General features: G+C 59.7%; 21 protein-coding genes. 9 read left to right on the forward strand and 12 right to left on the reverse strand.

Annotated features, from left to right (window positions below):
• Positions 1 to 143 precede the first annotated feature (143 nt).
• Both RlegSU303_RS01415 and RlegSU303_RS01420 read left to right on the forward strand, forming a co-directional pair.
• Entirely contained in the window at positions 144 to 794 is a 651-nt protein-coding gene (locus tag RlegSU303_RS01415; RefSeq protein WP_026158522.1) for an esterase/lipase family protein, read from the forward strand.
• Between the two features lie 164 nt (positions 795 to 958).
• The gene (locus tag RlegSU303_RS01420) at positions 959 to 2,104 is read left to right on the forward strand and encodes a right-handed parallel beta-helix repeat-containing protein (RefSeq protein ID WP_094086739.1); all 1,146 of its coding nucleotides are present in this window, start codon (positions 959 to 961) and stop codon (positions 2,102 to 2,104) included.
• Positions 2,105 to 2,204: 100 nt separating this feature from the next.
• Here the strand turns inward: RlegSU303_RS01420 and RlegSU303_RS01425 are convergent, their stop codons facing one another.
• From RlegSU303_RS01425 to RlegSU303_RS01435, 3 genes are all read right to left on the reverse strand, one after another.
• Positions 2,205 to 3,230 carry an acyltransferase family protein gene (locus tag RlegSU303_RS01425; protein ID WP_331275228.1) on the reverse strand — a complete coding sequence of 342 codons (1,026 nt, stop codon included), beginning with the start codon at positions 3,228 to 3,230 and terminating at the stop codon, positions 2,205 to 2,207.
• A gap of 67 nt (positions 3,231 to 3,297) precedes the next feature.
• Entirely contained in the window at positions 3,298 to 4,653 is a 1,356-nt protein-coding gene (locus tag RlegSU303_RS01430) for an O-antigen ligase family protein (protein WP_094086737.1), read from the reverse strand.
• A 43-nt stretch (positions 4,654 to 4,696) separates the two neighbouring features.
• On the reverse strand, positions 4,697 to 5,431 hold the full coding sequence (locus RlegSU303_RS01435) for a GDSL-type esterase/lipase family protein (protein ID WP_017958949.1): 735 nt from the start codon (positions 5,429 to 5,431) through the stop codon (positions 4,697 to 4,699).
• Positions 5,432 to 5,667: 236 nt separating this feature from the next.
• Here RlegSU303_RS01435 and ku (RlegSU303_RS01440) point away from each other — a divergent pair, with 236 nt between their 5' ends.
• Complete coding sequence (ku, locus tag RlegSU303_RS01440; RefSeq protein WP_017958950.1) at positions 5,668 to 6,474, forward strand: non-homologous end joining protein Ku; 807 nt, start codon at positions 5,668 to 5,670, stop codon at positions 6,472 to 6,474.
• 179 nt (positions 6,475 to 6,653) lie between these two features.
• On the opposite strand, the gene ku (RlegSU303_RS01445) is transcribed toward ku (RlegSU303_RS01440), so the two are convergent.
• Genes ku (RlegSU303_RS01445) through RlegSU303_RS01455 form a run of 3 tightly spaced genes read right to left on the reverse strand, consistent with a single transcriptional unit; the run spans position 6,654 to position 8,052 of the window.
• Entirely contained in the window at positions 6,654 to 7,493 is an 840-nt protein-coding gene (ku, locus tag RlegSU303_RS01445) for a non-homologous end joining protein Ku (protein ID WP_094086736.1), read from the reverse strand.
• An 18-nt stretch (positions 7,494 to 7,511) separates the two neighbouring features.
• The gene (locus tag RlegSU303_RS01450; protein ID WP_017958952.1) at positions 7,512 to 7,745 is read right to left on the reverse strand and encodes a DUF2188 domain-containing protein; all 234 of its coding nucleotides are present in this window, start codon (positions 7,743 to 7,745) and stop codon (positions 7,512 to 7,514) included.
• Between the two features lie 46 nt (positions 7,746 to 7,791).
• The gene (locus RlegSU303_RS01455; protein WP_017958953.1) at positions 7,792 to 8,052 is read right to left on the reverse strand and encodes a hypothetical protein; all 261 of its coding nucleotides are present in this window, start codon (positions 8,050 to 8,052) and stop codon (positions 7,792 to 7,794) included.
• A gap of 144 nt (positions 8,053 to 8,196) precedes the next feature.
• On the opposite strand from RlegSU303_RS01455, the gene RlegSU303_RS01460 reads away from it, so the two are divergent.
• The 3 genes from RlegSU303_RS01460 to RlegSU303_RS01470 all read left to right on the forward strand — a co-directional run bounded on the left by RlegSU303_RS01460 (position 8,197) and on the right by RlegSU303_RS01470 (position 11,180).
• A complete protein-coding gene (locus RlegSU303_RS01460) occupies positions 8,197 to 8,625 on the forward strand; it encodes an OsmC family protein (protein ID WP_094086735.1) in 429 nt (142 codons plus the stop codon).
• A gap of 87 nt (positions 8,626 to 8,712) precedes the next feature.
• Positions 8,713 to 10,164, forward strand: a complete 1,452-nt coding sequence (locus RlegSU303_RS01465) for an FAD/NAD(P)-binding protein (protein ID WP_172426304.1) — start codon at positions 8,713 to 8,715, stop codon at positions 10,162 to 10,164.
• A gap of 110 nt (positions 10,165 to 10,274) precedes the next feature.
• A complete protein-coding gene (locus RlegSU303_RS01470) occupies positions 10,275 to 11,180 on the forward strand; it encodes a DMT family transporter (RefSeq protein ID WP_017958956.1) in 906 nt (301 codons plus the stop codon).
• Here the strand turns inward: RlegSU303_RS01470 and RlegSU303_RS01475 are convergent.
• The 4 genes from RlegSU303_RS01475 to RlegSU303_RS01490 are packed head-to-tail and all read right to left on the reverse strand — an operon-like array spanning position 11,146 to position 17,168.
• Positions 11,146 to 12,828 (reverse strand): VOC family protein, encoded by a 1,683-nt coding sequence (locus RlegSU303_RS01475; RefSeq protein WP_231283383.1) that lies wholly within the window; start codon positions 12,826 to 12,828, stop codon positions 11,146 to 11,148. The genes RlegSU303_RS01470 and RlegSU303_RS01475 overlap by 35 nt on opposite strands.
• A 21-nt stretch (positions 12,829 to 12,849) precedes the next feature.
• Positions 12,850 to 14,445 (reverse strand): response regulator, encoded by a 1,596-nt coding sequence (locus RlegSU303_RS01480; RefSeq protein ID WP_017958958.1) that lies wholly within the window; start codon positions 14,443 to 14,445, stop codon positions 12,850 to 12,852.
• Between the two features lie 4 nt (positions 14,446 to 14,449).
• Positions 14,450 to 14,875, reverse strand: a complete 426-nt coding sequence (locus RlegSU303_RS01485) for a response regulator (RefSeq protein ID WP_017958959.1) — start codon at positions 14,873 to 14,875, stop codon at positions 14,450 to 14,452.
• Positions 14,862 to 17,168 carry a sensor histidine kinase gene (locus RlegSU303_RS01490; RefSeq protein ID WP_172426303.1) on the reverse strand — a complete coding sequence of 769 codons (2,307 nt, stop codon included), beginning with the start codon at positions 17,166 to 17,168 and terminating at the stop codon, positions 14,862 to 14,864. Before RlegSU303_RS01490 ends, RlegSU303_RS01485 begins: the two co-directional genes overlap by 14 nt.
• Before the next feature lie 28 nt (positions 17,169 to 17,196).
• Between RlegSU303_RS01490 and RlegSU303_RS01495 the strand changes: the two genes are divergently transcribed.
• The 3 genes from RlegSU303_RS01495 (at position 17,197) to RlegSU303_RS01505 (ending at position 19,226) form a co-directional block, all read left to right on the forward strand.
• On the forward strand, positions 17,197 to 17,574 hold the full coding sequence (locus RlegSU303_RS01495) for a response regulator (RefSeq protein ID WP_094086733.1): 378 nt from the start codon (positions 17,197 to 17,199) through the stop codon (positions 17,572 to 17,574).
• A 480-nt stretch (positions 17,575 to 18,054) separates the two neighbouring features.
• The gene (locus tag RlegSU303_RS01500) at positions 18,055 to 18,759 is read left to right on the forward strand and encodes a response regulator transcription factor (protein ID WP_017958962.1); all 705 of its coding nucleotides are present in this window, start codon (positions 18,055 to 18,057) and stop codon (positions 18,757 to 18,759) included.
• Between the two features lie 29 nt (positions 18,760 to 18,788).
• Positions 18,789 to 19,226: a response regulator gene (locus tag RlegSU303_RS01505; protein ID WP_017958963.1), complete on the forward strand. Its 438-nt coding sequence runs from the start codon at positions 18,789 to 18,791 to the stop codon at positions 19,224 to 19,226.
• A 98-nt stretch (positions 19,227 to 19,324) separates the two neighbouring features.
• Here the strand turns inward: RlegSU303_RS01505 and RlegSU303_RS01510 are convergent, their stop codons facing one another.
• Positions 19,325 to 20,032, reverse strand: coding sequence for a sensor histidine kinase (locus RlegSU303_RS01510; protein ID WP_017958964.1), 708 nt, complete (start codon positions 20,030 to 20,032; stop codon positions 19,325 to 19,327).
• 159 nt (positions 20,033 to 20,191) lie between these two features.
• On the reverse strand, positions 20,192 to 22,741 hold the full coding sequence (secD, locus tag RlegSU303_RS01515; RefSeq protein ID WP_017958965.1) for a protein translocase subunit SecD: 2,550 nt from the start codon (positions 22,739 to 22,741) through the stop codon (positions 20,192 to 20,194).
• Positions 22,742 to 22,746 lie beyond the last annotated feature (5 nt).

Raw genomic sequence — 22,746 nt, forward strand, 5'->3', positions numbered from 1 at the left:
TCATTTCATCGTCCAATAGATCACTAGCGGGACGCCGCATCAAGCGCGCCTCTACTCGAGAACGTCTGTCGTTCGTGACAAGCTTCACCTTGAAAGCTACAGGATAGAGCCTGATCGATAGCAGCCCGTTAAGCGGACAGATGATGAACGACACAGTCCTCCTGTTTCACGGCATTGCCCGGACGAGGAAAAGCATGGCGAAGCTCGCCGGCTTCCTGTCCGGCCACGGTTATCGGGTTGTGAATGTCGGTTACCCCTCCACCAAGTTTTCGATCAGCGACCTCATCGACATCGTCCGACCTGAGATCGACGACGCTGCGAAGGAGGCAGGCGAGGGCCGGGTCCATTTCGTCGGTTATTCGATGGGCGGGCTGCTCATCCGTGCTTTTCTCAGGCGTTATCGCCCAGCCAATTTGGGCAGAGTGGTCATGGTCGGAACGCCGAACAACGGCAGTCAGATTGCTGATTTCCTCAAGAACTGGCCCTTATACAGGAAGGTCTATGGGCCGGCGGGGCAGCAGCTGATTACGGATCAAACCGAAATGACCGACCTGTTCGGCACAGTGGATTATGAACTTGGCATCATCGCTGGGAACCGGACCATCGACCCGGTCTCGTCGCTTATCATTGGCGTCAGGGTTCCGAATGATGGAAAGGTTTCGGTGGAGAGCACCCGTCTCGACGGCGCGGCAGCGCATATCGTCATTCCGGCAAACCACACTTTCTTGCCCGTCAACAGGACGATGTGGAGCCAGACCCTGTCGTTTTTGAAAGATGGGCGGTTTATAAGCTGATACGATGTGCTGTCAGCTTCGCTTGGTCTTAGAGATCACTTGAACAGCGCCTGTGGGAAGGCGAAGCGTGTACCTGCCAGAAGCCAGATGATTTCCAAATATTCAAACATCCGCCACATGCCCTCTGCTTAATTCCCCGCGGCACCGGTATCGAAGGAAATGTAATGACCGCCATCCTGCGAAAGAAAGTTCACGGCGCGTCTACACGCGGACAGGTCATCGATGGTGCGCCCGATGTCGGCGTCGCCTATCAGGTGTTTTCCGATACGGTGATCGAAGACGTTATCGTCAAGAATTCTCCTCGAGGCTTCAAATTTCACAATGGCACGAATCTCACCGTCAGGCGCTGTGAAACGGAGAATGTGAACGGCGACGGCATCTACCTGACGAAGACGACGCACGTGTTGCTGGAGAATAATCGCATCGGCGCAGCACCGGGCGAGGGAGCAGACTGCTGCCAGTTCGCCTATCAAAACAGCGACGACAATATCAGCTCCGATATCGTGATCCGCGGCAACCTCTTCCTGCAGTCGCCGGCGAGCGCATCGAACAAGGGCGCGCTGGTCTGCGACAAAACGCGAAAATACCTGGTCGAGTACAATTTCATCGGCGGCAAGAATTTCTCCTTTTCGTCGATCGGCGATGACGCCGTGGTGCGCAGCAACATCATGCGCGATGGCAGGATGAATGACTATTCCTTCGGCTACGGCGTCGGCGACAAGGCCGACCACGCCGGCCATCACATTTATGATAACTGGATCGAGAACACCAATCGTGGCGTCAGCCTGAGCGGTTTTTCGGATAAGGAGCTGGCATTTCGCAAAGACATCGATATCCACGACAACGTCATTAGCCAATGCGACATCGCGTTCTTCGCCAACCGTCGGTGGTCCGGCAGCTTTCGGCGCAACATATTCCTGCGGTGCGAGCAGGACATCGTTCTCAAGGGAAACGGCAAAACGACTGCGGGTGATATCGATGGCAACTATCGCAACGATGGCAGCTTTCTGAATGTCACCCCGCCGCCGCTTCGCTTCAAGCCCGACGGCAACGCTTCCGTTGCCTCCGGCGAATGGACATCCGAGCCCGACGAAATCCGCATCCAGTGGCGGAACAAGGGGATCGATATTCCAGGCGCCAATCGGCCTTCCATTACGGTCGAGCCCGGGATGGAATTGTCATGCGTCCTGCTGGCCCGCAAGGAGCAGAACTGGATGCTGGCGATCGCTGAGACTGCCTATGACGATTTCACGCCGCGCGCATGGCAGGAACACATGCTGCCTTGGCGCAAGCGCTACCTCTCGATTTAAGCGGCGTATCGCTTGGCTGCACGACGATTAGAGCGCCGTGCGTCCTTTCAGACGGAGAAAGGACGCTCTAACACTTTTGAATCTACGCATCGCGCCAAAATCAGGATCGACGCCAGCGAAGTCTCATGGCCTTTCCTGCGCTGAGCGCTTTGCGAACCGGTTCATCGTAGAGGCGGGTGACGACAATGGCCAATACGACGATCAGCGGAAGAACGATGGCAAAGATCGCCCAGGCCGGCGGTTGTCCCAGGCCAGCGGCTTTCCAGGCTCCCAACAGCAATCCCAGCAGCGGAACATGAATTGCATAGAGCGCGTAGGACGCCTCTCCCGCAATAAGAAGCGGCTGCCGCAGCACGCCATCGAAGTTGGCTGTGTAAAGGACAAGCACGGCGATAGGAAATAAAGCAGTGATGACAATCAGGTCCTTTATGCCAACCCAGGCGGGTGGCGCCTGGAAGACGAGAAGAGCAGTCGCGACGACGATTGTTGTCACTGCGGCTGCTTTTCCGATGCCCGAAGGGGAAAGCCGCTGACGGTAGCGGTACATCAGGATACCGAGGCTGAAAGAAAAGAGAACGCGGGGAAATCCGGAGAGCAAGGCGCCGTCGAGCGGGATCAAGTCGGCGCTTCCATGGGCCAGCGTTTGCGCCGCCAGCCAAACCCATGACGCAAGCAGGATCACAGCGAGCACACCGTTGGACAGCAATCTCGCCGTATAGCCGTAGGCCAGGTTGATCACGATCTCCAGGAATAGAGACCATGACGGACCGTTGAACGGGAACAGGTTCGGCGCCTTCAGCGATGTTCCACCGATCGCCGGCAGGAAGAACATCGAGGCAATCAACGAGGTTGCAAACAGCATCGGATCCATTTGCTGATTTCTGCTGAGCGACATGCCTGCATATGCAAGGACGCCGAGCAGCAAACCGAGCAGATAGAGGGGGTATAGGCGGATGAGACGCTTGATGGCGAAATCATTGGCAGAGAGCGAAGACTCTTGAATGAGTTTCCTCTCATAGGCGTGGCCGATCACGAAGCCGCTGAGACAAAAAAACAAGTCGACGGCGAGATAGGCAGCAGGTGCTGCATCGAAACCGACAAAACCTTCGGTGTGATGCACTGCCACACAAATAGCCGCCAAGCCACGAATCCCATCGAGGCCAACCAGTCTACGATTATTTGAAGTCATCTTTTTAGCCTGATGCATGTTGCGCGCCTGCCTGGGTCGGTTTGCGGAAGCGGGACAGGAACTCCGGGCCAAGGCTCGTAAGCGCGATCACGGTGTGGGGCCATAAGATGAAGGGGGCGAGCATCATTCCGGCTTCGGTGAATGCGCCGATCAAGATCAGGAGGATAATGACAACCTCCTTTCTCTTGGTGATGGCAAGTGCTTGATTGAGGGGCGACGAGGTCATCTTCGCCACGAGCCGCACTACGACGAACGACGTCCAGATTATGGTCGCGGGTATGCCTATGTTCAGCGCAAGTTCGATATAGGTGTTGTGGGTGGATTGAGCGTCCCACGTAAGGCGAACATATTGCTCCATGATTTCGGGTTGTCGGAACAAGGCAAATCCCCAGCCTGTAAGCGGCCGCTCGTAGATCAACGGCAGCAACTGTTCCCAGACATTCGTACGTCCGCTGAGCGTAAGGTCTTTCCCGAATGACTCGGCAATCGCCTGTGCCACGCCCATCAACGCGACGGAGACGACGAAGCCCAGCAGGGCGAATGCAAGAAGAACGACGAAGGATCTGAAGATGCGGCCTGGAAAGCGCTGAATCCAGCTCATTCCGTAGTATACGGCTATTCCGATCGAAAGCAGGATGATCGCCGTTGATGATTTCGCCAGCACGATGAGCACGAGGTAGAGCAGCATTGCCGCCCATCGCAGGAGATCATAATAGCGCAGACGCCACATCGGCAGGGCTGGAAGCAGCAGTATGAAGTTTATTGCCGAAAACTGGCCAAGCATGTTTTTGTGGTAGAAGGCCCCTTTCACCATCCCGGCATAGCTGCCTCTCATCACCGCAAACCGGGGAAAGGCTGCCGTGTAAAGAATATTGATGAAAGCCGTCGCAATGGCAAATTTGGCCAGGCTTTCAAATGTGTCGACGGCTCCATAACGGGCTCTGTAAAGAAGGGGTCCAGCTGTCAGCAATGCGACGGCGACGAGAGCCCGGAGCGAGGCTGTAACGCTGACGGAAAAAGCAATCGACAGAAAGACGCATAAGCAGACTATGCCGACCAGCGGCGAAGCGCTGCGGAGCAATTCAACGACTCGTCTGGGCTCCAGCAAGCAGTAGAGGCCAATGAGTGGAACGAGCGACATCAGCAACAGTCGCATTGGCATGGGATCTTTGCCGACACCCTCCTGGAAGTCGGCGGGCAGCCCATACCACATGCCGGTCGCTCTCCAGAGGGAAATATAAAATATTGCCGAGAGGAGGATCCGAACGAGGGTTTCACGCCGAACGCGATATTGTGCCCGAGGTCTGGGTCTATGTCTTTGCAGGCCAATCGGTTGGTAGCTGTCAAATGAGGTGCTCATGACATTCCGCCTTACGTTTTGGTAACCACCTGAGCGGCAAAAATCAAAGCTGCAGACCCGCTGCGGCGAGGAAGCTCGTGATCAGCTTGTATGCCCCTTCATTGAAATGAAGATGGTCAGGCTTGTAGTTGGAACAATCCTTATCGCTTGGCTTACCGCACCGCAACATATCATCGTTCATTTGAACGAACGTGACACCCGGGATTTCAGCCAATGACGATGCGACAAGCTGGTTGGCCGGAATTCTGACATCCTCGTAGAAGGCATAGCGCTTGCCCCGAGGCGGTATGGACAACGCGTAAATATGGGCGTCCGGCCAAAGAGCGCGAACCTTGCTGACAACAGCCACGACACCAGCTGCCACTGCGCATGGCGCGGTTTTCGCACCCAGGTTGTTCGTGCCGATCAGCACGACGACGTCCGCGGGATGGAAATCCGGAAGGTCTAAACCCTCGAGGCGGTACAATGCATTTTGCGTGGTGTCGCCGGCGACCGCGAGGTTCATCACCGGGCGGGTGGGAAAGCTCTCCTTGATCCAGGGCTGCCAGAGTTCGACGAGCGAATCGCCGACAAGAGCCATGTTGTATCGGGCCGATCTGGCGCGATAGCTGGGAAGAGCGCGATTTAATCGCTTGCTTGCCTGCTTTTGCTGGGCCGAGGCATTCGTCGCTTTGGTCGGGTCAGGGCATTCCTGTGCAAAGGACGGGCCAGCATTGCCGACGATGAGAAAGAAATTGCATGCGAGGACGATGACGAGGTTGGCGAAAAGTCGCAACATTCAGATTACCGATATCCTGACGTCTTGGGGCTTTCATTATTGAAGAGGAAAATGGCGGTGGCAAGGAGAGAGTGGCTCTGGCCTCTCCGCCAGCAATGCTCGGGTCTATGGCAGCCGATCCACGAAATGAAAATGCATCGACCGTATCTGATCAACGAAATCTTCAATTGCCGGAACCAAAGACCGAACCCTCCGTTGATTGCCATGCCCAACCGTGTCCGGGAGACAGGACAGACATGGCACGTCAGACATTCTGGAAAGGTTATCTCAAGCTCTCGCTCGTCACCGCCGCCGTCTCGCTGACGCCGGCGACGACCGAAAGCAACAAGGTCCGTTTCCACGTCCTCAATCGCCAGACGAAGAACCGCGTCGAAAGCCGCTATGTCGATAGCGTCACCCACAAGCCCGTTGCCGACAGGGATCAGGTAAAGGGTTATCCGCGCGGCGAGGACGACTATGTCCTTCTCGAGGACGAGGAGATCGAGGAAGTCGGGCTCGAAAGCACCCGCACCATCGAGATCGACAGTTTCGTGCCGCGCGGCTCGATCGATTGGATCTGGTACGACAAACCGCATTTTCTGGCGCCCGAGGACAAGGTCGGGGTGGAAGCCTTCTGCGTCATCCGCGAGGCGATGAAGGCAAATGACGTCGTCGGCATTGCCCGCCTTGTTCTCTATCGCCGCGAGCGTGCGGTGCTGCTGGAACCGCTGGGCAAAGGCATCGTTCTCTGGACGCTGCGCTATGGCGACGAGGTGCGTGATCCCGTGGCCGAACTCGACAGCAAAACTGAAATCGACAGCAAGCTGCTGACGCTGATGACGCAACTGGTGAAGGAAGAGACGAAGAATTGGAGCCCGGCCATGGTGCAGGATCCGATCCAGAAACGCCTGAAGTCGATGATCCGCGGCAAGCAGAAGAGCCTGAAGAAGGCGGCGCCCGCGCAAAAACCTGCACCGGTGAAATCGACCGGCAACGTCATCAATATCATGGATGCGCTGAAAAAGAGCCTGGCGGCCGAAGGCGGCGAGAAGCCGCGCCAATGAAAAAGTGGCCAGCGATTTTGGGAAACGACATACATAAATCAAAGACTTAAAGCGCACCGCGGAATCCACTTTGACGCGCTTCAGGTCCAGCCGGCTTCGCCGGCGCGATAAACCGATGCATTCGCGCGAGGTCGGGTGCGCCTGAGATTGCCCATCGCCCGCCGGGGGGCGATGCCATCTCAGCTTGCCTTCTTCCTCTGGCTGTCGCTGCGCGCCGGCGCCTTCTTCTTCGCCGAGCCCTTGCCGCTCATCTTGGCGCTCTGGCGCAGCGCTTCCATCAGGTCGACGACCTTGCGTTCCTGGGGCGGTTTCTTCTTCGGTGGCGCCCGGCCCTCGATCTTCGCCTTCACCAGTTCGACGAGGGCAGCCTCGTAGCGATCTTCGTATTCGCTCGGTTCGAAGCTGCCACGCTTGGTATCCAGGATGTGGCCTGCGAGTTCGAGCATCTCCTTGTCGAACTTGATGTCTGGAATGTCCGTGAAGATGGTATCGGCCGAGCGCACCTCGTAGTCGAAATTCAGCATCGTCGCGACGATGTAGTCGTCATGCGGACGGATCAGCAGCGTCCGGTTGCGCCGGAAAAGCACGGCTTCGGCCAGAGCCGCGACCTTGCCGTCGCGCATGGCGCGGGCGATCAGCGACAGCGCCTCTTCATCATGTTCGTTGGCGGGCGCGAGATAATAAGGACGGTCGAAATAGAGCTTGTCGATATCGTCATAGGCAATGAAAGCCTTGACATCGAGCACCTTGTCGCCTTCCGGCATGATTTCGGCAATCTCGTCACCTTCAATGACGATGTAGTCGCCATTCTCCATCTGGTAACCCTTGACCTGGTCGCCCCGCTCGACCGGTTTGCCGGTCTCGCTGTCGACGAATTGCCGTTCCACGCGGTGGCCGGTCCTGCGGTTGATGATGTTGAAGGAGACGCGATCGGAGGAGGAAACGGCGGTGTAGAGCCCAACGGCGCAGGCAAGGTCGCCCACCTTCAGATGACCCTTCCAGCTTGCCCGAGCGGCCATTCCATCCTCCGCATCAAATCAGAGCCGGCTGCCGCTCTTGTCGGTTTCGATTTCCTGAAATGCCCAGCCGCGGCCGTCGGGCGCGGGATAGGCGAGCAGTGCATCGCCATCGCCGATCTTCTGGCGCGATGCGGCATCCTTGGCATGAATGATCGCTTCATCCGCTGTCGCATAGGTTTCCGAAAGCGTGTCGCCGAGCTTATAGGCCCAGCCATTGTCATGCGGCACGACCTGATAGGTGATATCGGCCATCTCGGATCTCCTCTTCTCAACTAAATCGGGTGCATGAGGTCGTCGGCTAGTTCCGATTTGTTTTGCGCCGTTCGTCGAGCGCGATGATCTTCTCTAGCGATGCGATATCCTCGCTAGTGACGACCGGAACCGGATCGGCAGCGATCGCCTCCAGCACCTCCTGCGAGATGGCGCCGTTGCGGATCGCCCATTCCAGCGTTTCCCGTGTTTCCCGCTCGGCCTTCAGCTGCGCATAGAGTGCAACGATCAGCCGATCGCGAGCATCCATCCGCCGGCCTTGTTTATCCATCCTGCGGACGTCAGGCATCACAATCCACCTTTGTCACTGATTTCGTTCAGGTGTATTCAACTGATGACGGATGGAAAGGTTCCGAAACCCATGGGCGGCGTTTGCCATTGCCGCCTCAGGCGGAAATCACCATCTGCAAGATGTTCGTGAGAGGATTTCAACATGGCCGATCTCAAGGCACGTCCGCGCCCGACCGGCGCCACCGCCGTTCTCGGCCGCACCGGTTTTCCGCACGTCACCTCCGCCACCAAGGGCGAGATCGATATCGTCACCGCGCCGTCGCAGCCGGGTTTCAATCCGCTCGATCTGCTCTATTCCTCGCTCTCGGCCTGTCTGGTGCTCAGCGCCCGCATCGCCGCCAGCCAGATGGGCGTTCTCGATAAGATCAGCGAGATCACTGCCGACGTCACCGGCGAGAAGGCGACGGAAGGCCTTTCGCGCGTTTCAAAGTTCAATATCGTTTTTTCGATCAAGGGCGATATCGACGAAGAAACCCGACAGAAAATCGCCCATGCCGCCGAAGACGAGATCTGCACGGTGAGCAACACCATCCGCGGCAATCCCGAGTTCTCGACGACGATATCGGGGTAAGGCTAAATCTACATAATAATTATAGACAATCGAGAGCGGAGGATTGCGTGACCACTGCCCCGCTTCTATGTTCGGGCATCGAAAGCAATGATCCCGGCCACCATGCAGCCCAAGCCTCTCCCGACGTCTGAACAACCCGTCGTCGCCATCATCGGCGGCGGTGTCTCCGGCGCCGGCGTCGCCTATCATCTCGCCAGAGCCGACTGCGGCGAGCGCCCTGCCATCGTGGTCTTCGAGCCGCGCGCCGAACTCGGCCGCGGCCTTGCCTATGACACGGCCGATCCGGCCCACCGTATCAATGTTCCAGCCGCCAAGATGAGCCTGCAGCCCGATGATCTGGGCGAATTCCTGGCATGGATCGAAGCCCGCGACGCCGTCGCCGGCGACCCAGAGGCCAGGCAGCCCGATGGCTCGCTCTTTCCCCGGCGCCGGCTCTTCGGCGATTATGTCGCTTCGCTGCTGAAACCGCTGCTGGAAGACGGTACCGTGCGTCATCGCCGCGCGACGGTGACGAGTGTCGAACGCCGTGCCGGCCGCTGGTCGATCCGCGACGATGGAGGCGGCGTGACGGAGGCCGATATCGTCGCGATCGCCACCAGCCATCCGCCGCCGGCAGCCCCCGGCCGGCTTGCGAGCCGGCTTGCCGCTCATCCCCGTTTCGTCGCCGATACCACCAAGCCGGGCGCGCTCGACGTAATCCGCCCGCAGGACCGGGTGTTGGTCATCGGCAACGGCCTGACGGCCGCCGATGTCATCGCCTCGCTTGCTGAGCGCGGGCATGACGGTCCGGTGACCGCGATCTCGCGCCGCGGGCTGCGGTCTCGCGGCCATCCGCCGGTACCGCAGGAGATTTTCGGCGATTTCGTCTCCGATGCGGCCCATTCCGCCGTGTCGCTGCTGAGAGGCATCCGCGCCGCCATAGGTGCGGCGAAGGAAGAGGGCATAAGCTGGCATGGGGTGATCGATCAGGTGCGGGCGCAGGGATACGATCTCTGGCTGGCGCTGTCGGTTGCCGAACGACGCCGTCTCGTCCGCCATCTGCGTCCCTATTGGGATGTACACCGTTTCCGGATCGCCCCGCAGGTCGAGGCCGTGCTCGACGCGGCGGTTGCGGCAGGCCGCCTCGATATCCTGGCAGGCTCCGTCGCCGATGCGCGCATCGAGGGCGAGCTCATTCTTTGCACCCTGCAGCCGCGTCATCAGCGTCAGCCGTTAGAGCGAAGCTATGACGCCGTCGTCGTCACCACCGGCCCGGCGCATGGCGGTATTCTCCAAACCCAGCCCTGGCTCGCAGCCTTGGCGGCAAGCGGCCATCTGACGCTCGATCCGACCGGCCTCGGCCTTGCCTGCACCGAGCGCTCGGAGGCGATCGGCCCGTCAGGAAAGGCAGATCCCTCTCTGCTGATCTCCGGTCCGTTGGCGCGCGGCACCTTCGGCGAGCTGATGGGACTGCCGCAGGTGACCGAGCATGCCTTCTTCGTCGCGACCGAGATCGCCGAAAAGCTACGGCTGGCCAAGACGAACACGCATCACGTCTGATTTTCAGTTTCGATGTCGCTCTTCGACTGTCGCCGGCGGTCGACTTCTGCTACGCACTCGGCAGTCGATGGCCGGCCGTCGTCGTTCGGGCAATCAGAAATATCCAGATCATGTCGCAGACTGCTTCCACCCTCTCCGATGCCTCGCCTTCCAATCGTTTCGCCCTTGCCGCGCTCGTTCTCGGCGGGGCGGCGATCGGCGGCTCGCCGATCTTCGTCCGACTGTCCGAGGCCGGGCCGATGGCCACTGCCTTCTGGCGTGTGGCGCTTGCGCTGATCCCGATATTCATCGTCTCGCTCGTGAAGAAGGATGCGGGACCAAAGCCGCAAAACGTTTCCGATTATGCCCTGCTGACTTTTCCGGGCCTCATGCTGGCGCTCGACCTGGCCGCCTGGCATCTTTCGCTCACCATGACCTCGGTCGCCAACGCGACGCTGCTTGCAAATCTCGCGCCTGTTTTCGTCACGCTGATCGCCGTACTGTTTTTCAGGGCGAGAACCAGCATCGTCTTCCTCTTGGGACTGGTCCTGGCACTCGCCGGAGTGGTTATTCTGAAGGGCGGACCGGCGGCCGTTGGCAATGGCGACCTCAGCGGCGACGGCGCCGCGATGATCGCCGCCTTCTTCTATGCCTGCTATATCCTGGCGATCGGCAGGTTGCGCAGCCGGTTCGATACGATCCGCATCATGCTGTGGAGCACGGCATCGGCAGCCGTATGCATTTTTCCGATAGCCTTCTTCTTCGAAGGCCAGATGCTGCCCGCGACCGTCTTTGGCTGGTCGATCCTCTTCGGCCTCGCCTTTATCAGCCATGCCGGCGGACAGGTGGCGATCACCTATGCGCTCGCCTATCTGCCGGCGGCCTTTTCATCGCTGACGCTGCTGCTGCAGCCGGTCGTTGCGGCAATCCTTGCCTGGGCGCTGCTCAATGAGGCGATCGGGATGATGCAGGCGCTGGGCGCCGCGGTGGTGCTCGCCGGCATCATGGTTGCCCGGACGTCTCGCGCGCCGGCTTAACCGCTTGCTGCTCCAGCGGCTGTGGATCATCACCCATCCTCTGCAGCAGCCACTTCTGGATGATCGGTACATCGGCATCGCCGAGGTCATGACCACCGGAGATGACGTCGGAATCGACGGTGGCGCCCGAACTCTTCAGCCTTTCCTCCAGCTCGCTCGCATATTTGCCGTAGGCATCCGTCTTGCCGCTGATGACGAGCAGGTCGGTGCCCTTCAGATCGGCATGCGGATAGTCGCTAAGAACCGGCATGGATCGCAGCAGCACCGCCTTGTGAACGAGGTTCGGGTGCAGGTAGAGCAGCGAGTTCAAGAGGTTGGCGCCGTTGGAATAGCCGACATAGACCACCTTCTTGGGATCGAGGCCGTAGGACTTGACGGCGCCTTCGATGAAGGCCGCGAAGGCTTCGGCCTCAGTCTTGATGTCGTTCTGGTCGAAGGAGAAGGGTGTAATGCGCTTGTACCAGCGCGGAAAACCCTCTTCCGTCGCGCGCCCTCGCACGCCCATCAGGGTTGCTCGAGGCGCCGCCTTGTTCAGGAGCGGCATTAGCGTCGTCTCATTGCCGCCCGAGCCGTGGAGGAGCACGAAGACACTGCCGTCGGGATTCGGCGGCGTGTAGAAGCGATGGACGAACGGGAGCTCGCGGTAGTTGATGCGGGGCTGGCCGGGCATCGAAAATTGCGGCAGAACCACCTTCAGGTCGTCGAGATTGGTGATCGTTTCCGGCGGCGCGAAGAGCTTGGTGCCGAGGGATGCATGCTCTTCGTCAACAGTCATGCCGGGCTTGTCGGTTGCAAGCTCCACCAACGTGCCGCCAGGCTCGCGGGCATAGAGCGAGCGGAAATACTTGCGGTCGTGCATGTTGGTCGGCGACGCATCGGTCTTCTCCAGCGCCTTGGATACCGAACGCAGCGCGTCCTCATCAGGGGCCCGGAAGGCGACGTGATCGACCGTGCCGGTGCCTGGCGCACCGGACCAGAAGCCGCGTGCATCGCGCACGTCGATGACGTCGCCCGATTCCGAAACCAGCCTGTCGATCGTGCCGCGGTTGGTCTGGAAGCGGTAACCGAAATGGCTTTCGAGGAAGCTGCGGCTTTCGGCGGGTTTTTCCGTCAGCATGGTGGCGCCGCGCACGCGCTGTATGGTGTGCTCGGCCGGGATCGAAGCTCCGTCCCAGGCGGACGGCGATGTCAGGTTCTTTGCGCCTGCGAGCTTGAGGATGATGTTGTCAGGGTCTTTCAGCCGCAGGACGGGCTCGCCGAATTCGTCGGCCGGTCCCTCGGATCTCAGACCGAAGCTCATGGCCCGCGTCAGCCAGTAGCCGATGCTGGCGGGATCGATCGCCAACGAAATTTCGCTGATCTGGCCATAGCCGGCCCGGCCGGGCGCGCCATCTTCCCAAGCGAGGAAAGTGAGGAGGGATCCCGGCGTTCCCGCCGCATCGCCGTAGAAGAGATGAAGTTGCGTCGCGTCCTCGTAACCGGCCGTCTGCTTGACGAGCCGCATGCCGAGAAAGCCGGCGTAGAAGTCCACGTTCGCCTGCACCTTTCGGGTGATGGCCGTAACGTGATGTATGCCTGATACCATCGAGAGCAGTCCTGATTGAAGCGGCGTCGTCAGGAGCGCGAGTATGAGAGCTGCGAAGGTCATACTGTTGCCAATGACCATCGCTTAATTTTGTTCCGCACAAAGCGCAAGCGAATCGCCGCGCTGCAATAACTCCAAATGTTCGACATCTTCGAGCGCCTCTTCCAATTGCTGCAGGGTCGGCGGCTTGACCATATAGGCGCGTGCGCCGAGATTTTTGGCCCGGCGCATGTCGGTCTCGTCGCTCGATGTGCTGAGGATGCAGACGGGAATTTGCTTGAGGCGGGCATCGACGGAAAGCGCATGCAGCACCTCGAAGCCGTCCATGATCGGCATGTTGATGTCGAGCAGCATCAGGTCGATCTGCGGCACATTTGCGATGCCGGCGCGTTCTTCGAGCAGCCGCATAGCCTCGCGTCCGTTGGTGGCGACATGCAGGTTGAAATTCACCTTGTCCCGCCGCATCAGCTTGATCTTCAGAATCTGGATGTCGGCCGGGCTGTCTTCGACCAGCAGCACTTCGGCGAGCCTGCCCGGACCTTCTCCTGGCTGCTCCGCCGGCCTTGCGCTGTGTGGCACGGCCGATGCGGCCAGCGGCGCGGGCCTCGCCTCGGCGAGCGGCACTTCGAGAATGAAGGTGGCGCCCGGCCCATTTTCCGCCTCGCACCAGATCGAGCCGCCATGCATCTGCGCGATGCGGCGGCAGATGGCAAGGCCGAGCCCGGTGCCTTCGATGCCGCGCCCGACGAGACGCTTGAACGGCTGGAAGATCAGCTCGCGATGTTCAGGATCGATGCCGGGCCCGTTGTCACGCACGGTGAGGCGGCAGGTATCGCCCTGCGCTTCGCCTGTGATGCTGATCTCCGGAACCTTCTGCTCGCAATAGCGAATGGCATTCGACACCAGGTTCTGCAGGAGCTGGGTCAGCAGCGTCGCGTCGCCCATGACCTCCGGCAGCGCCCCGCGGATGATGACGGCGCCGCGGCTTTCGGTCTGCTGGCGCAGATTGTCCTCCACCTGGCCGAGCACATCAGAGAGCGAGACCGGCTTGAGCTCCAGCCCGCCGGAGGCCTCGAGCTTGGTGAAGCCCGAGACCTTGACGATCAGGTCTTCCATATGGTCGGCGGCGCTGAGCACGTAATCGAGCAATTCCCGGTCTTCGGCCGGAAGCGCTGCAGAACCGTGCAGGATGCGGCTGAAGGATTTGATCGTCCGGAGCGGCTCCTTCAAATCATGGGCCATGGCGCGGGTGAAGATCTCAAGCGATTGCCGCTTCTGCTCCAGCTTCGCTTCCAGCATGCCGTGCATGATGGCGTTCTGAATGCAGCGATGCAGTGTCTCGGGCGAAAGCGAATCCTTCGTCAGATAGTCGCGTGCCCCGCTCTTCATCACCTCGACGGCCACGGTTTCGTTGCCCTGGCCGGTCAGCATGATGACGTTGGCGGCGGGATCATCCTCCAGGATATCGGCAAGAACGCCGAGCCCGTCGCGCCCCGGCAGCGAATAGTCGAGCAGGATGCAGTCCGGCCGTTTCCGGCCGTTCAGCGCACGACCCTCTTCGCCCGTCTCCGCCTCCACGACGGTATAGGCAGTGCTGGAAACGCGGCCCAATATGCGGCGATAGACCTCGAGATCGTCGATGTTGTCGTCGATGATGAGAATAGAGCAGTGTTCCGCCAATCTGTCAGTCCTCGAGCGGCAGGATCGCGATTTCGAACCAGTATTCCTTCAGCCGCTGGATCGCCGCGAAGAGCCCGTCGAGATCCACCGGCTTCTGCACATAGGTATTGGCGCCGAGCGCATAGCAGCCTTCGATGTCACGTTCGTCGTCTGAGGTCGTGAGGATCACCACCGGGATCTTGCGCAAGCCGGCGTTCGACTTGATCGCCTCCAGCGTCTTGCGGCCGTCAAGGCCCGGCATGTTGAGGTCGAGCAGGATCAGCCCGGGTTTCGGCACCATCTCGGCGAGCATGTCGAGCGCTTCCTGACCGGAGGCCGCCCAGCGGATCGAATTGCGCAGGTTGGTACGTTTGAAGGCGCGCATCGTCGCTTCGAAATCGTCTTCGCTGTCCTCGACGATCAGGATCGGTTGCGTATCACGCTGCTGCATTCTGCCCCTCGCGCTTTTTTCCCAGAGTGAAGTAGAATGTCGTGCCGGTGCCGACCTCGGATTCCAGCCAGATATCGCCATTGTGCCGCGCGATGATCTTGCGAACGAAGGTGAGGCCTGCTCCGGTCCCGTCGTCGGAATCCTGCGACTTTTCCAGCCGTTTGAAAATGCGGAAAATATCCTCGTGGAATTCCTGCGGAATGCCCTTGCCGTTATCCTTAACGAAAAACACGTTGCGGGCAACCGTGCCGTCCTTGCCGACGAACCGGTCAAGATAACCGATTGAGACGAGTGGCGCCGGTTTGTCGTTGTATTTGACCGCATTGGTGATGAGATTGCGGAAGACTTCAGTCAACCGCGGCGCGTCGCAGACCACCTCCGGCAGCCGGCCGTCGATGATGACTTTGGCATGCCGCTCCTCCAGCAGCAGCTCCATCGTCGCGACGACATCCTTGACGATCAGGCCGATATCGGTGCGTTTGACCGCCAGCTGCTGGCGCCCGAGCCGGGAGAAATAAAGAAGCTCGTTGACGAGCTTCTCCATGCGCTGGCTGAGACGCACGAGCCGGTTCAGCCGGCGCACGCCGTCCGCATCGAGCTTGTCTTCATAATCTTCCAACAGGAAGCGGGAGTGGTTGTGCAGGCCGCGCAGCGGTTCCTTGAGATCATGCGAGGCGATATAGGCGAATTCATCGAGGTCGTGGTTGCTGCGCTCGAGCTCGGCTGTATAGGCCTCGAGCTGGGAAAGCGTCGTTTTCATCCGTTCTTCCTGCCGGACGCGCTCGCTGATGTCGCGCACGATACCGACGAAGGTTTTGGTATGGCCGGCGACGACGGCGCTGATGGAAACATCGATCGGAAAGACGATGCCGTTCTTGCGTCGTCCGGAGACCATGCGCGTCGTGCCGATGATGCGCTCCTCGCCGGTCTGCCGGTAATGGGCGAGATAGCCGTCGTGCTCGGAATGGTAGGGTTCGGGCATCAGCATCTTGATGTTTTTGCCGATCGTCTCCTGCGGGGAGTAACCGAACATGGCTTCAGCCGCCGGATTGAAATTCCTGATCGTTCCACGCTCGTCGATGACGACGACGGCATCAGGCGTGCCGCGCACCAACGCGCCGAAACGGACGCGCTCGCTTTCGAGGTGATGGGTGTTGCGCATGAAATAGAAGACGAGGAGCGCGATCAGCCAAAGCGTGGCAGCCGTAATGGTGCGGTTGGCGATCTCCTGCCAAAAACCGGCCTCGTCGTGCTTGACGGCGAAGAAGCCGAGCGTCAGCAGCACGGTGCAGGCAAAGGCGAAGAAAAGCGGCGCATTTCTGTTGCCGAACCAGAGCGCCGTCAGCACCAGCGGTACATAGAGAATGCCGTTGGCGACACCCAGCGGTGTATAGAGATCGACGAGAAGGCCGGTGAAGCAGACCGCGGCCGGGATCCAGAGTGGGATCTGCGCCCGGTTTGCCGGCTGCATCCACCAGGAGCGGGCGAGAAGCCCGGAGCCGAAGATCACCATGCCGACCGCCGTATGCAGCGCCATCGCCGCATAGGGCCCCCAGCGGTAGCCCTGTTCGGCATCGGTGACATAGCCGGCTAGTGCGATCATGCCGAGCGTGATAACGACATAGCTCGTCAATTCCTGCACCACCTGGCTTCTCGACCTCTCCACCTGGAGCGAGAGCAGCAGCGAAAGATTGGCGATCAGGAAGACCAGCGCCGTGTTCGGCCCCATGCCGCCGCCGATCTCGGCGATGAAATCCGGCGAAACCAGGAAGCGCGAGATCAACACGTCGACATTGTGAAAAGTCCGCCCGATCATGACGATTTCCACGAGCCGGGCCGCGGCGATCGCCGCCGCAAGCCCTGCCGTGATCGCCGCCGTTGCTCGAAAGCGGCGGGCGGCGAGTGTCGAAGCGGCAAGCCCCACGCCGGAAAGCACGAAGCAGAGCGCGGTATTGAAGGCCATCGACGGAAAGCCGGGAACCAGCGAAATGACAATCTCGACCTGCAGCAGCCAGCCGGCAACCGCCGTCACGCCGAGAACGAATATCAGGCAGCCGACGGCAATCGCAAAGGCTCGGTAGTGTCGCCTTGGCTGGTCCTGCAGGTCCACGTTGCCCTGATCCTGCACCCGTGTGTCCTCCTTCGGTTTGCGCGGCCATCTTTTCCGAAATCGAGCAATACTCAATAGGCAAGGCAGGGCGGTGCCGCGCTTTTTGCGAAATGATCTGCGATGAGGTATATCGAATTTCAGTGGAACCGCGGTATGGTGATGTCTAAGGACAGCGAGGTTCATTTGAACAATATCCAAATCACGGTGCTGAATGACCACCATATTTTATGTCGACGATAGCAATGATGACCTCTTCTATGTCGACTATATGAGCAGAAAGCAGCAGATAGACGTCGATCTATTCTGTTTTTCGACCGCCGAAATGGCCCTGGAGGCGCTGGCGACGCGCGGGGCGAAAGGTAAGACCTTGCCCGATCTGCTGGTCGCCGATCTCTACATGCCGCTCGATAGCGGTATCGGCCTGATCACTCGGTTGCGCCTGGATGATCGTTTCAAGGCGATGCGGCTTGCTATCTGCAGCGGATCGGATGCTGCCGAGGACCGCGCGCGCTCACTCGATGCCGGCGCCGATGTCTATCTGGAAAAGCCGCTTGACCTTGCCACCGTCATTCTCAATCTTGAGATGTAGAAAACGGCGAAAGCCGCATGACCTATTCCTCCTCATTCGTCCCAACCATATGACAAACCGCAATTGACAAGGGCGAGGACGCATCACAAGATGCAACCGAAGCGAAGAATATGGAACGCAAAATAAGCGCTGAGAGAACCGATCAACCCGCGTTCGCCGCCACGAACATCAGCCAACCCCTTAGCTGAATGGGTCTATCGGCTCTCTCGCGCTTACGTCTGGCACTGCCTTCTCGCATTCATGGATGTTGAATGCAGGAAGAATACGATACCCAGGTAAGAACTACTGCCCCTCAGTAAAATCTGCCCGTGCATCACCTGTCGTTTGAGATGATTGATGATTTCCGCCTTACATATCGAAAGTCCCCGTTTTCGATATCCCTCATCAATCGTCTCGCAATTTTTGTAGCTCTTCGCGTTTAAGACGTATATCCCAAGATTTCGGGATTAGAGGCATTGGCGGGAGGAGAGGAAGAGTGGAATGAACAATGCCCCGGCAATTCCCTTTCATGCCGGACCGGAGCTGAGCCGGGCGATCAATCGCACCGATTTTTTCCGTCTGCTGAAATCCGCGGCGCAGCATTACAACTTCGACAATTTCGCGCTTGCTCGCATTTCCGAGGCTTCGGCCCCTTTCGGTGAACGCGATATCGTCATCACCAATGTTGCCGAGCGGCGTGTCGGTCTTTTCATCACGACGTTGAAGGAAGCGCTGGGCACCGTCCGGGCGAAGACCGCCCAGTTCCTGGCAACGCCGGTCCATGGCCGGAACGTACAGCCGGCAGATTATCCGTCCGATCTTGTTTTCAACGAGTTCCTCAGCGGCGTCTTTCTCTTCATCCCGCTGTTCACGCCGGAAGGGCGGCGATATTGCCTCGTCCTCAGCGGCGAGCGTCAGGAGCCGGATCAGAGTGAGATCGCCGACATGCTTCTCGACGCCATGCGTATTTTCGACAAGCTCTACGAGGAAATTCTGACGCCGGAAATGTCCGGACGGCTGACCCAGCGCGAATCGGAAATTGTCAAATGGACAAGCGAAGGCAAGACGTCGGCGGAAATCGCCATCATTCTCGGTCTTTCCGAACATACGGTCAATTCGCACATCACCGCGGCCGCGCGCAAACTTGACGCTGTGAACCGCGTTCATATGGTGGCGATCGCCTTGAGGAATGGTTTGGTTTCGTGAAGTTGGTTTCGGATTGGGGAAATGGGACGATGATCACCGAAACGAGCCGAAGGAATGCCGTAAAGGTCCTCTTTGTGGACGACGAATTCATCGAATTCCGCGCGCTCAAGAAGAAGATCGCCGATCTCTCCGAGCCGGCCGTCGAGGTTGAATATTCGCAATCGATCGGTGACGCGCTGGAAAAGATCCGCGCTGCGCGCTTCGATCTCATCCTGCTCGACAATCGCCTTTTGCCCAATGCCGATTTCCGCGACACGGTGCCGGAGCTGCGCGGCATCGGTTACACTGGTCCCATCGGCGTCGTCTCGACCGATATATCGGGCGGCTATTTCCAGGAATTCCCGGATTATGGCGTCGATTTCCGCATCGGCAAAGACGAAATCGATGCCCAGACGCTGCAGCACATCATCCGCGAATATGTAACCTATGACGTCCCGGAATTCTGGAAGGACGATTACAGTATCTAAGGCGCGTCTTTCGGATTCGCTTGTCGCGCTTTAGTCTTTGTACTTTCGCAATTCCGGACGCAAAACCGCTGCACACTTTTGCTGGAATTGCTCTAAACTCAGGCAATCGGAAGGCGGATGATGAAGCGACTGCCGCTTTCATCCGAATGTTCGAGGCTGATATCGCCGCCGAGCGCCGTCAGAAACTCCTGCGCCGTGGTCAACCCGAGACCGGCGCCCTGGACCGTTCCCGGCTTCGGCAATTTCCAGAAAGGCTCGAATATCCGCTCCCGATAGGCGGGATCGATGCCCGTCCCATTGTCGGAAATCCGGATGAACCAGTCCGTTCCCTCGCGCTCCGCGACAATGGCCACATGCGGCGCCGCTTCGCTGCGATAAATGAGGGCATTGGTCAGCAAGTGCCGCAGCACCAGACCGAAGAGGGCAGGGTCGGTCCGGATGGAGGGCAGGCCGTTGCTTTCGAGCGTCGCCTCGCCGACCGCCGTCTCGTCCGTAAGTTCGCCCCAGACATTTTCGGCGAGCGCCTGCAGATCGACCTCTTCAGGCGTCACCTGGGGTGTGCCGCCGGCAAGGCTCATCAATGCCTTGGTGAGACGCTGCGCCGTCTGCGCCTTTTCCATGATCATCCGCAGGCTCTGAAGCTGTTCGCCGTCGAGCGTCTCCTCGAGGTCGTCGAGCAGCAGTTCGGCATACATGGCGATATGGCGGAGCGGCGATTGCAGGTCGTGCGAAGCGGTCGCGAGAAAACGCTTGATGCGCTCCTCGCTGTCTCCGGCAAAGGTGGGTTTCGTCGGGTAAGATGACATCTGGCGGTTTCCCCGATCTTTTTTACAGCGCCGTGCATCTTTTCGGACGCGCGAAGGACGCTGTAACTCCTTGAAATGGCAAATAATGCAGCAGCCGACAATAGAAAGAGGGCGCCGGCTCTGCAACCGGCGCCCTATCAAGGATGCGTTAACGGGATTTTAGCTCGCGGATTTGCGCGGGCGACCCTGTTCCGGCGGAATGATCTCGACTGCCTCATCGGTTGCCGGTGCGGCCTTGGCATGGCGGCGGCGCCAGTCGCCGAGGAAGAGCAGGATGGGTGCCGCGATGAAGATCGACGAGGCGCCGGCCACCAGAATGCCGAAGACCATCGGGATCGCGAAGCTCGAGACAGCACTACCGCCCCAGATCGCCATCGGCACCAGCGCGAGGAAGGCCGTCGCATTGGTGTAAAGGCTTCGCGCCAAGGTCTCGTTGATCGACTTGTCGATGATCTCGCGCAGCGGCATCGACTTGTAGAGCCGCATGTTTTCGCGCATGCGGTCATAGACGACGACCTTGTCGTTCACCGAATAACCGACAAGCGTCAGGATGGCAGCGATCGCTGTCAGATTGAAGTCGAGGCCGGTGATTGCGAAGAAGCCGATCGCCTTCGTGACGTCGAGCACCAGCGTGACGATGGCGCCGACGGCAAATGGCCATTCGAACCGCACCCAGATATAGAGGAGCATCGCGAAGCTGGCGATCACCACCGACAGGATACCGGCCCAGGCAAGCTCGCCGCTGACCTTCGGACCGATGACGTCGGTGCCTTCGACGGTAGCGGTCGGATCGATCTTGGCGACTTCGGCCTTCAGCTTGGTCACTGCTGCCGTCTGCGCCTCTTCGCCGCCTTCCTGCCGTTGGGCACGAACGAGAATGCTGCTTTTGTCGCCGAAGGACTGTAGGGTGATTTCGCCGAGGCCGAGACTATCAAGACCTTCGCGGAACTTCGCTAGATCGGCCGCACCCTGGGTCTTGACGGCCATCTGGATGCCGCCGCGGAAATCGACGCCGTAGTTGAGACCGGGATAAATGAAGAGCATGACGGAGGCGATCGAAAGCAGCGCCGAGACGGTGACGCCGAAGAAGCGGGCCTTCATGAACTCGATGTGCTTGTCATAGGGGCTGAACGGGATCAACGGCCGGATGTTCAGCACCTTGAGCTTGCGGCGGCGGGTGATCTCGATCATCGCTACACGCACGAAGGCAACCGATGTGAACATCGAGATGATCAGGCCGAGCGCCATGGTCACGGCAAAGCCGCGAACCGGTCCGGAGCCGAAAAAGAATAGGATGGCCGCAGCGATCAGGGCCGTCATGTTGCCGTCGATAATGGTCGAATAGGCACGGCGGAAGCCGGTGTCGATGGCGGCGAAGGCGCTCTTGCCCTTGCGCGTTTCTTCGCGGATGCGCTCGTTGATGAGAACGTTGGCGTCGACCGCAAGGCCGATACCGAGAACGACACCGGCAATGCCCGGCAGCGTCAGCGTCGCACCAACCAGCGTTAGCGCCGATAAGGTCAGGATCGTGTGGATCAACAGCGCGATATTCGCCAGAAAGCCCCAGGAGCCATAGAGAACGAAGATGAAGGCTGCGACGAGGGCAAAACCGACGATGCCGGAATAAATGCCCATCTTGATGGCGTCGGCGCCAAGATCGGCTCCGACGGTGCGCTCTTCGATAACAGTCAGCTTGGCGGGCAGGGCGCCGGCGCGCAGCATGGCGGCCAGCGTTGTGGCGCTGTCGGCCGAGAAGCTGCCGGAGATCTGGCCGGAGCCGCCGGTGATCGGCTCGCGGATGACGGGCGCGCTCAGCACCTTGTTGTCGAGGACGATGGCGAAGGGATTGCCGACGTTCTGGCGGGTGATCTCGGCAAAGCGGGTGGCGCCGGCGCTGTCGAAGCGGAAGCTGACGATCGGCTCACGCGTATTCGGATCGAAGCTGACGCGGGCATCCGAAAGGCGGTCGCCGGAGATTTCGACGCGGTCGAGAACCGGATAGGACCTGCCCTCATCGTCGTTCAGCATGGTCACGCCGGGTCCGGGCGCATTGTTCGGCGCCAGCATATGAAACGACATCTTGGCGGTGGAGCCTAGAAGTTCGCGCAGGCGCGACGGATCCTGCGCGCCGGGAAGCTGGACGAGCACGCGGTTGGCGCCGATGCGCTGGATGGTCGGCTCGGAGACGCCGACCTGGTCGACGCGCTGGCGGATGACTTCAAGGCTCTGCTGGACGGCATTGTCGACATTGGCGGCGATGCCGGCCCGCGAGAAGCCGACGGTGATGGTGGCGCCGTTCGCCGTGACATCAAGATCCGCCTGGCCGGCGCTGAGGCCGGTGCTGATCGGGTTGGCAAGCGTCTTGAGTTCGGTGACGGCAGCATCGCTCTGCGCGGCATCGGCGAGCGTCACGACGATCTGGTTCTGGCTGCGGACCACGGCTTTCGGCTGGATGCCCTTTTCGCGCAGCACGCGGCGCGCGTCCTGAAGCAGCGATTGCAGCCGCTCCTTGGTAAGGTCAGCTTCGTCGACTTCCAGAACGAGGTGCGAACCGCCGCGAAGGTCGAGGCCGAGCGACACCTGCTCATGCGGCAGCCAGGCCGGCACGCGCTGAAGGACGGATTGCGGCAGGACGTTCGGCAGGGCGATCAATAGGCCGAGTAGGATGATCACCGTATAGGTGACCACCAGCCATCGTGAAGTACGCATGTTGT

Origin of the sequence: Rhizobium sp. SU303 (assembly GCF_021052345.1) — a bacterium.
Lineage (GTDB): Bacteria > Pseudomonadota > Alphaproteobacteria > Rhizobiales > Rhizobiaceae > Rhizobium > Rhizobium laguerreae.